The organism is Dyella sp. (assembly GCF_035277725.1).
Classification (GTDB): Bacteria; Pseudomonadota; Gammaproteobacteria; order Xanthomonadales; family Rhodanobacteraceae; genus Dyella_B.
Genome location: NZ_DATEJY010000082.1, coordinates 1 through 7,147, shown reverse-complemented (window position 1 = coordinate 7,147; position 7,147 = coordinate 1). Strand labels below are relative to the sequence as shown.

Sequence of the window (7,147 nt, the reverse complement as noted above, 5' to 3'; positions counted from 1 at the left end):
CGCAGCGCGTCGATGGCGGCGTTGTCGAACACGTGCCGCGGCTCGGCGCTGACGACCGTGATGTTGCTGACGCTGCCATCCACGTTGACCGTGTACTGCACATCCACCCAGCCTTCCTGGTTGTTGCGCAGCGCCGTAGCGGGATAGCGCGGGCGGATGGTGGAGATCGGAATGGCGTCGCGCGTCTCGCCGCCGCCCGCCGAGGCAGGCGCGGTGGCCACCTGATTGTTCGCCTTGGCCGCCGCCGGCTGCGCGGCTTCCTGCTGCGCCTTCTGTTGCTGCGCCGCCAGTGCCGCCTGTTGTTGCGAGGCCTTGTCTGCCGCGGCCTTATCGGCCAGCGCTTTCTCTGCAGCTGCTTTGTCGGCCGCCGATTTCTGCGCGGCCAGCTCCGCCTGGTGCTGCTGATCGAGCTGCTTCTGCTGTTCCTGGTCGAGCGTCTTGCGCTGGGCATCCAGCTTGGAACGCAGAATGGTCAGCGTGTAATTGGTGGGATCGACTTTGGCCAGCAGGGTGATCTCGCGGTCAGCCTCGTCGAACTGACGCTGGTTGATCACCTGCTCGACGTTGCTCGCCGCGAACGGGAACGTTTCGCGCAAGGCGTCCGCCGCCACCTGGTTGCCGGGCTGCTTCTGCAGCACCTTCAGGTAGAACTCGAAGGCGTTATTGCCGGCCGGCGCGATCACGCGCTGCTGGTTCATCGCCTTGCGCGCTTCGGACAGGAGATCGTTGATGCTCAGCGCATCCACGTTGACCGGCGGTGCCACGGCCTGTTGCTGGCCAAGGTTGACCGGCGTGGAAGGGTGGCCGCCCGAGTCCGCACTCAGCATGTCTTGATGCGGCTTGATGATGAGAAACCAGGCCACCACGGCGAGGCCTGCCACGACGGCAAGAATCGCAATGAAAACGGGCTTGATGGCACCACGCGCTTGCGCGCGCGCACGACGATTGTTTCGGGTATCCATGATCGTTCACTACTGCAGTGGCATTAGATACCCGCGCTTCCCCCCTGTTATCCAGGTGCGGCTCCCCAGCTTGCCGCGGCGCGGATGGGTCAAAGGTATCGCGATTGGGTCGACACAGCAAATGTGGGGCATGTCACGAACGTCCGCCAGGCAGCCGTCTAGACAGCCAGGCGGGGAAAGCCGTGCAAGACAGTGCTTATGAGAGCTTGCGATCCCACACATCCATCGCGTTGGTCGGGCAGGCGACATGCGTGGCGCATGCGCAGGAAAAAATCGGAGCCCCAAAATGAAGCGTCCCGGCACGAGGCCGGGACGAAACGCTTTCGAACTACCTCCCTGCGCTGGGCACCGCAGGGAGACAAATCGAGTGAAACGTCTAGTTGTTGTGCTTACTTCTTGCTGGCCTTGGGGGCCTTGGCGGCCTTGGTGGCCTTCACGACTTTGGCAGCGGCTGCCTTCTTGGCAGTGCGCTTACGGGTTGCCTTCTTGGCAGCCTTCTTGGCGCCAACGCGCTTGGCGGTGGCTTTCTTCGCGCCTACGCGCTTTGCACCCGCCTTCTTGGCGGTCTTGCGCGCGGTGCGCTTCTTGGCGGTGGCCTTCTTGGCGACCGGCCGCTTGGCTGCAGCTTTACGAGTGGTTTTCTTGGCGGCTTTCTTCGCCGACTTACGTGCAGTTTTCTTGGCAGTGGCCATAGTACGTCTTAGCTCCTCATCAGTTGGCAGTGGTTGCCCAGTAAAAGCGTGGAGGAACGCCTCAACCAGCAAATCGCTGTTCGTGGCGTGCCTCAAATTGTTGACCTGTCGGTAAGTACGGAGATCCGACAGCAGTCGCAATACATGCATTGGAATCGAAACAGTGATCTTTCTCACCGCGCCGGCTTTTTCACCGTGATCTACGTAAGGCTTGATGAATTTCGATGCCACCATTGGAAACGTTCCCCGTTTATGGTGCGAAAGCTATTCCTGAACATTTCAACTGTCAATTGATTTTTGCCATGAAATCAATCCCTTCGCCCCGGCGACCGATCAACGACACCGTCGGAAGGATGATTTTTCAGTGACTCAATGCAATGCGAACAGCCATCCAAACATCCAAGTAATTCGCTTCGCTCGGTTTTAGAAAAAGGCCAAAAACAAGCTTAAAAATGTGATTTTTCTCATTCGCGCTGATACACGCAGGTTGCCAATACAAACTGTGCAGCCATGCCATGCAGCGCGCCGTTCCGACGACCCGAATGGGTGTTCCGGGAGCATGAACGAATTTAGACCGGGAGACGCCCGAACCGGTGCCGAAAGCGACCCGGAACATCCCGAACACCCTCGATGCGCTCCGCGACGACCGCCGTCGTCGGCATGCGATGCGCGATCAGATCGGTCCGTCGCGGTGTCCGCCATGCAACTTTCTGTCGACGCCGCGTGGTGTTCTTGCGGCAACTTCTACACGGACCGCTGACATGAGAACGGCCGCCTAGGCGGCCGTTGCTCAGATCGTGCCGATGACGCGTCAGTGATCTTCGTTCTCGATCAGTTCGGCGTAGGCATCCGCGTCGAGCAGTTCGTCCAGCTCGCCGCGATCACTGATTTTCACCACGAACAACCAACCGTCGCCGTAGGCGTCTTCATTGATCGTCTCGGGCTTGTCGGCAAGCGCCTCATTCACTTCGGTGATTTCGCCGGACACCGGCGAATAGATGTCCGAAGCGGCCTTGACCGATTCCACCGTGGCGGCACCGGTACCGGCTTGCACCGAAGCGCCGACTTCCGGCAGTTCGACGTAAACCAGATCGCCGAGCTGCTCCTGCGCATGGTTGGAGATACCCACGCGAACCAGCCCATTGTCTTCGACACGGGCCCACTCGTGGGACTTGAGGAATTTCAGATCGCCGGGAATCTCGCTCGCGCTCATGGTCGGATCCAGTGGTTGATTTCGGTGAGGGGGTGGAAGTGCGGATTCTAACTGCTGATGTCGCAGGAGTGGGACATGGCTGCCGCTACGCTCAGATGCCCTCGCATGGTTTGCCGTCGCGCACGAACGGAAACTTCACCACGCGCACCGGCACTTCGCGGCCGCGGATGTCGACCCGCACGTTGTCGGTGACGCCCACTGGAATACGTGCGAAGGCCACCGACTTGTTCAAGCTGGGTGCGAAGCTCCCGGAAAGAATTTCGCCGTCGCCTTGCGGCGTCAGCACTTTCTGTCCGTGGCGAAGCACGCCTTTTTCATCCATCACCAGGCCGACCATCGCGCGCGGCACGCCGGCGGCCTTCTGCGCTTCCAGTGCCTTGCGGCCGATGAAATCGCGGCCTTCGTCCAGCGAAAGGGTCCACGCCAGACCGGCTTCCCACGGCGTGACGTTCTCGTCCATGTCCTGGCCGTAGAGATTCATGCCGGCTTCCAGGCGCAGGGTATCGCGCGCACCGAGGCCGCACGCGGCGACACCAACGTCAGCCAAGGCCTTCCACAACGCCACGGCATGTTCTTCCGGCAGCAGGATCTCGAAACCGTCTTCGCCGGTGTAACCGGTGCGCGCAATGAACAGCGGCATGCCATGCGGGCCTTGCGCCGCGGCGGCGGCAAAGCGGCCAAGCTTTTCGATGCGCGGACGATCCACGTCGTGCAGCAGGCCAATCACCTTCGCGCGCGCACTCGGACCTTGCACGGCGATCATCGCGAAATCCGGACGCTCCTTCACCGCGACGTCGAAGGCCTTCGCCTGCTGCTCGATCCATGCCAGGTCCTTGTCGCGCGTGGCGGCATTGACCACCAGGCGGAAATGTTCGTCGCCCAGCAGGTACACGATCAGGTCGTCGATCACCCCGCCCTGCTCGTTGAGCATGCAGCTATAGAGCGCCTTGCCCTGCACCTTGAGCTTGTCGACGCTGTTGGCCAGCAAGTGGCGCAGGAATTCGCGCGTGCGGGCACCATGCAGATCGACCACGGTCATGTGCGACACATCGAACATGCCGGCATCGCGACGCACGGCGTGATGTTCCTCGATCTGCGAGCGGTAACTGATCGGCATGTCCCAGCCGCCGAAATCGACCATGCGCGCACCGAGTTCGCGATGGAGGGCGTTGAGTACGGTCTTCTGGGTCATTGCGGGGCTACCAGGGTGGGGAGACCGCGCATTATCCCCACCGCTCCGCGGCAATCCAAGTTGCAGGGCGTCATGGCCGGTGGTGCGCGGTATCGATCAGGCGGAACGTGAGATTGATGCGCGGCGCTGCGATGCCCGTGCTTTTTGGCAAATCGTGCTGATATCGATGCTGCGTATGCCCAGCCATGCACAACAGGCTGCCATGCGAAAGCGTGATGCCGACCGGCTGCGCGGCGCGCATGCCGCGCGGCACGCGACGGCGAAAGCGAAAGCGGCGCTCGGCACCAAGGCTCACCGAGGCGATGACCGGTTGAGCCCCAAGCTCCGGCTCGTCATCGCTGTGCCAGCCCATGGAATCCTGTCCGTCACGGTACAGATTGGCGAGCACGCTGTTGAAGCGTGCCTGGCAAGCGCGCTCGACACGCTCACGCACGAGAAGCAACGACGCTGTCCAGGGCCGGGGTTCGAAGCGGCTGCGCGAATACACGTAGGTGGCGCCGGGATCGCCGATCCAGCAACTCAGACGAGGTGAATCGACCTCGCGCCCGAACAGGTTCAGTCGGTGGCGCTCCCACGGAATTTCTTCCAGCAAGCGTGCGAGCAGCTCGTCCGCTTCTTCGCGGGCAAGCCAGGATGGCGCATAGCGCACATCGGCATCCGGCAATGGCAGCGGTTGCCAGCCGCCGCCGATCAATTCAGAAATCATCGCGTCCAACCGGATAATCGGGAGCCGCATCCAGCGTGGCGGACCACACTGCCGCCAACTCGAGCAGGCGTAAATCCGAACCGCGTGCACCGATCAGCTGCATGCCGACCGGCAAACCGTTCGGCAGCGTGCCCATCGGCATGCTCACCGCCGGGCAACCGGCGAGGTTGGCGAAGCTGGTGAGATCGCCTTGCGTATCCGGCACGGGCGCATCCAACGGGAAGGCGCCTTGCGGTGTCGTGGGCGTGACCAGCACATCAATCTGCGCGAACAGCCGGCGCATCTTCAGGGCGGCGGCATCAAGCACGCGATCGGCCTCGGCGTAGTCGGCTGCGGTCTTGCGCGTTGCGTAATCCAGCAGCCGCCGGAACTGCGGCGAGACGGGATGCTCGGTATCGGCAAGTTGCACCGCGAACGTGCCGAGCATTTCCGCCTCCATCAGCAGGAAGCCGGCGCGGCGCGAACGCGGGAAATGCCAGTCCTCGAAATCCACCGTGCGGCGTTCACCCAGCTCGCCATTGAGCTTGTCGAGCGCCGCTTCGAAAACATCCAGCACATCCTGCTGCACACCCAACGCAGGCAGGTTGGGCAACACACCACAACGCAATTTGCCCGGCTCCCAATCCGGCGGCGACAGCGCGACGCGACGGTGACGTGAGCGCGGATCGTCCGCGTCGTAACCGGCAAGCACCTGCAACAACACGGTGAGATCGTCGACACCGCGTGCAAGCAAGCCCACCGTATCGAGCCGGCGCGCGGCCGGCGTCATGCCGCGTGCGGAAATTTCGCCCTGCGTCGGCTTCAAGGCAAACACGCCGCAATAACTGGCGGGAATGCGGATCGAACCCAGGCTATCCGAACCGACGGCCGCCACCGCCAAGCCTGCCGCGACGGCTGCCGCGGCACCGCCAGACGAACCGCCTGCCGTATAGCCATGACGATGCGGATTATGGGTCGCCCCAAAATGGGGGTTGTTGGTGACGGCGCCCAATGCGCCTTCATCCATATTGGTCTTGCCGATCAGCACGGCACCCGATGCGCGCAGCCGCGCCACCACGTGCGCATCGTGGCCCGCCGGTCGGCCGGGGCTCGGCAGGCCAGAGCGCGTTGCCCAACCGGCGATGTCGAAGTTGTCCTTGAGCGCGATGGGCACACCGTCCAGCCGACCGATCACACCATCGCGACGGCGGCGCTCGGCACCTTGTGCCTGCTCCCGCATCAATCCCGGACTTAAACCCACGTACGCCTTGAGGCGTGGATTGATCCGTTCGATTGCATCGATATAAACCTCGGCCAACCGGCCCGGCTGCACCTGGCCCGACGCCAGCCAGTGCAAGACCTGGCATAGCGTGGCGCGGCGGAGATCGATATCGGCGAGCAGTGGAAGAGAGCTCATGCACACTCCGGTGGCAGGGACATCCAGACGGGCTCGCCGGGCCACCGGTTTGCCGCGCAGCTGGCGAATCCGGAGAATAGCCTCCCTACCGGCGCGGTAACCACACGTGCAGGAGACCCTCAGCAGCCTTTAGCCACACCGACGGAGCCCAAGCTCATGACTGAACGCGAGACGATGGAATACGACGTGATCGTCGTCGGCGCCGGGCCGGCGGGGCTCTCGTTCGCCATCCGCCTCAAGCAGCTCAAGCCGGATGTGACGGTGTGCGTGATCGAGAAGGCATCGACCATTGGCGCGCACATTCTTTCCGGCGCGGTGATCGAACCGCAGCCGCTGGATGCCCTGCTGCCTGGGTGGCGCGACAACCCGCCACCGATCTGCGTGCCGGCCAAAGAGGATGAGTTCTGGCTGCTCACCAAAACGGGTGGCCGCAAGCTGCCGGTGCCGGCGACGTTGAACAATCACGGCAACTTCATCGTCTCCCTCGGCGCGATGTGCGCGTGGCTCGCGCCACAGGCCGAAGCGCTGGGCGTGGACGTGTTCCCCGGCTTCGCCGCTGCCGACACCATCTATAACGAGGACGGCGCCGTCGCCGGTGTGCGCATCGGCGACATGGGCGTGGCGAAGGATGGCTCGCACAAACCCGGCTACACGCAAGGCATCGACATCAAGGCCAAGGTCACCGTGCTGGCCGAAGGCGCGCGCGGCAGCCTCACCAAGCAGCTCATCAAGCGCTTCAAGCTGGATCAGAACAGCGACCCGCAAGGCTATTCCATCGGCATCAAGGAACTGTGGCAGGTGCCGGCCGGCCGCGTGACGCCCGGCAAGATCTTCCACAGCTTCGGCTGGCCGGCCGACAACCGCACTTACGGCGGCGCCTTCCTCTATCACCTGGACAAAGACCGCATCGCCCTCGGCTACGTCAGCGGCCTCGATTACAAAGACCCCAACTACCAGCCATGGGAAGCCTTCCAGCAATGGAAGAA

General features: G+C 62.9%; 6 protein-coding genes and 1 pseudogene. 1 reads left to right on the top strand and 6 read right to left on the bottom strand.

Annotation, left to right across the window (positions count from 1 at the left end):
* The 6 genes and pseudogenes from VJR68_RS07925 to VJR68_RS07900 form a co-directional block, all read right to left on the bottom strand.
* The coding region (locus VJR68_RS07925) for an energy transducer TonB (protein ID WP_324147124.1) at nucleotides 1-962 on the bottom strand (962 nt) is incomplete at its 3' end.
* Nucleotides 963-1,657: 695 nt separating this feature from the next.
* Nucleotides 1,658-1,888, bottom strand: a pseudogene (gene metJ / locus VJR68_RS22110) (met regulon transcriptional regulator MetJ); the annotation flags it as partial.
* Between the two features lie 577 nt (nucleotides 1,889-2,465).
* The gene (gcvH, locus tag VJR68_RS07915) at nucleotides 2,466-2,867 is read right to left on the bottom strand and encodes a glycine cleavage system protein GcvH (protein ID WP_324147122.1); all 402 of its coding nucleotides are present in this window, start codon (nucleotides 2,865-2,867) and stop codon (nucleotides 2,466-2,468) included.
* Between the two features lie 91 nt (nucleotides 2,868-2,958).
* Entirely contained in the window at nucleotides 2,959-4,059 is a 1,101-nt protein-coding gene (gene gcvT, locus VJR68_RS07910) for a glycine cleavage system aminomethyltransferase GcvT (RefSeq protein ID WP_324147121.1), read from the bottom strand.
* A gap of 70 nt (nucleotides 4,060-4,129) precedes the next feature.
* Entirely contained in the window at nucleotides 4,130-4,765 is a 636-nt protein-coding gene (locus tag VJR68_RS07905) for an alpha-ketoglutarate-dependent dioxygenase AlkB family protein (RefSeq protein WP_324147120.1), read from the bottom strand.
* Nucleotides 4,755-6,161: an amidase gene (locus VJR68_RS07900; protein WP_324147119.1), complete on the bottom strand. Its 1,407-nt coding sequence runs from the start codon at nucleotides 6,159-6,161 to the stop codon at nucleotides 4,755-4,757. Before VJR68_RS07900 ends, VJR68_RS07905 begins: the two co-directional genes overlap by 11 nt.
* A gap of 156 nt (nucleotides 6,162-6,317) precedes the next feature.
* Here VJR68_RS07900 and VJR68_RS07895 point away from each other — a divergent pair.
* Nucleotides 6,318-7,147 (top strand): NAD(P)/FAD-dependent oxidoreductase (locus VJR68_RS07895; RefSeq protein ID WP_324147118.1); only part of this gene is annotated, 830 nt, incomplete at its 3' end.

Coding starts and splice junctions, on each gene's coding strand:
- gcvT (WP_324147121.1), bottom strand. CDS start 4,059: ATGACCCAGAAGACCGTACTCAACGCCCTCCATCGCGAACTCGGTGCG.
- VJR68_RS07900 (WP_324147119.1), bottom strand. CDS start 6,161: ATGAGCTCTCTTCCACTGCTCGCCGATATCGATCTCCGCCGCGCCACG.
- gcvH (WP_324147122.1), bottom strand. CDS start 2,867: ATGAGCGCGAGCGAGATTCCCGGCGATCTGAAATTCCTCAAGTCCCAC.
- VJR68_RS07905 (WP_324147120.1), bottom strand. CDS start 4,765: ATGATTTCTGAATTGATCGGCGGCGGCTGGCAACCGCTGCCATTGCCG.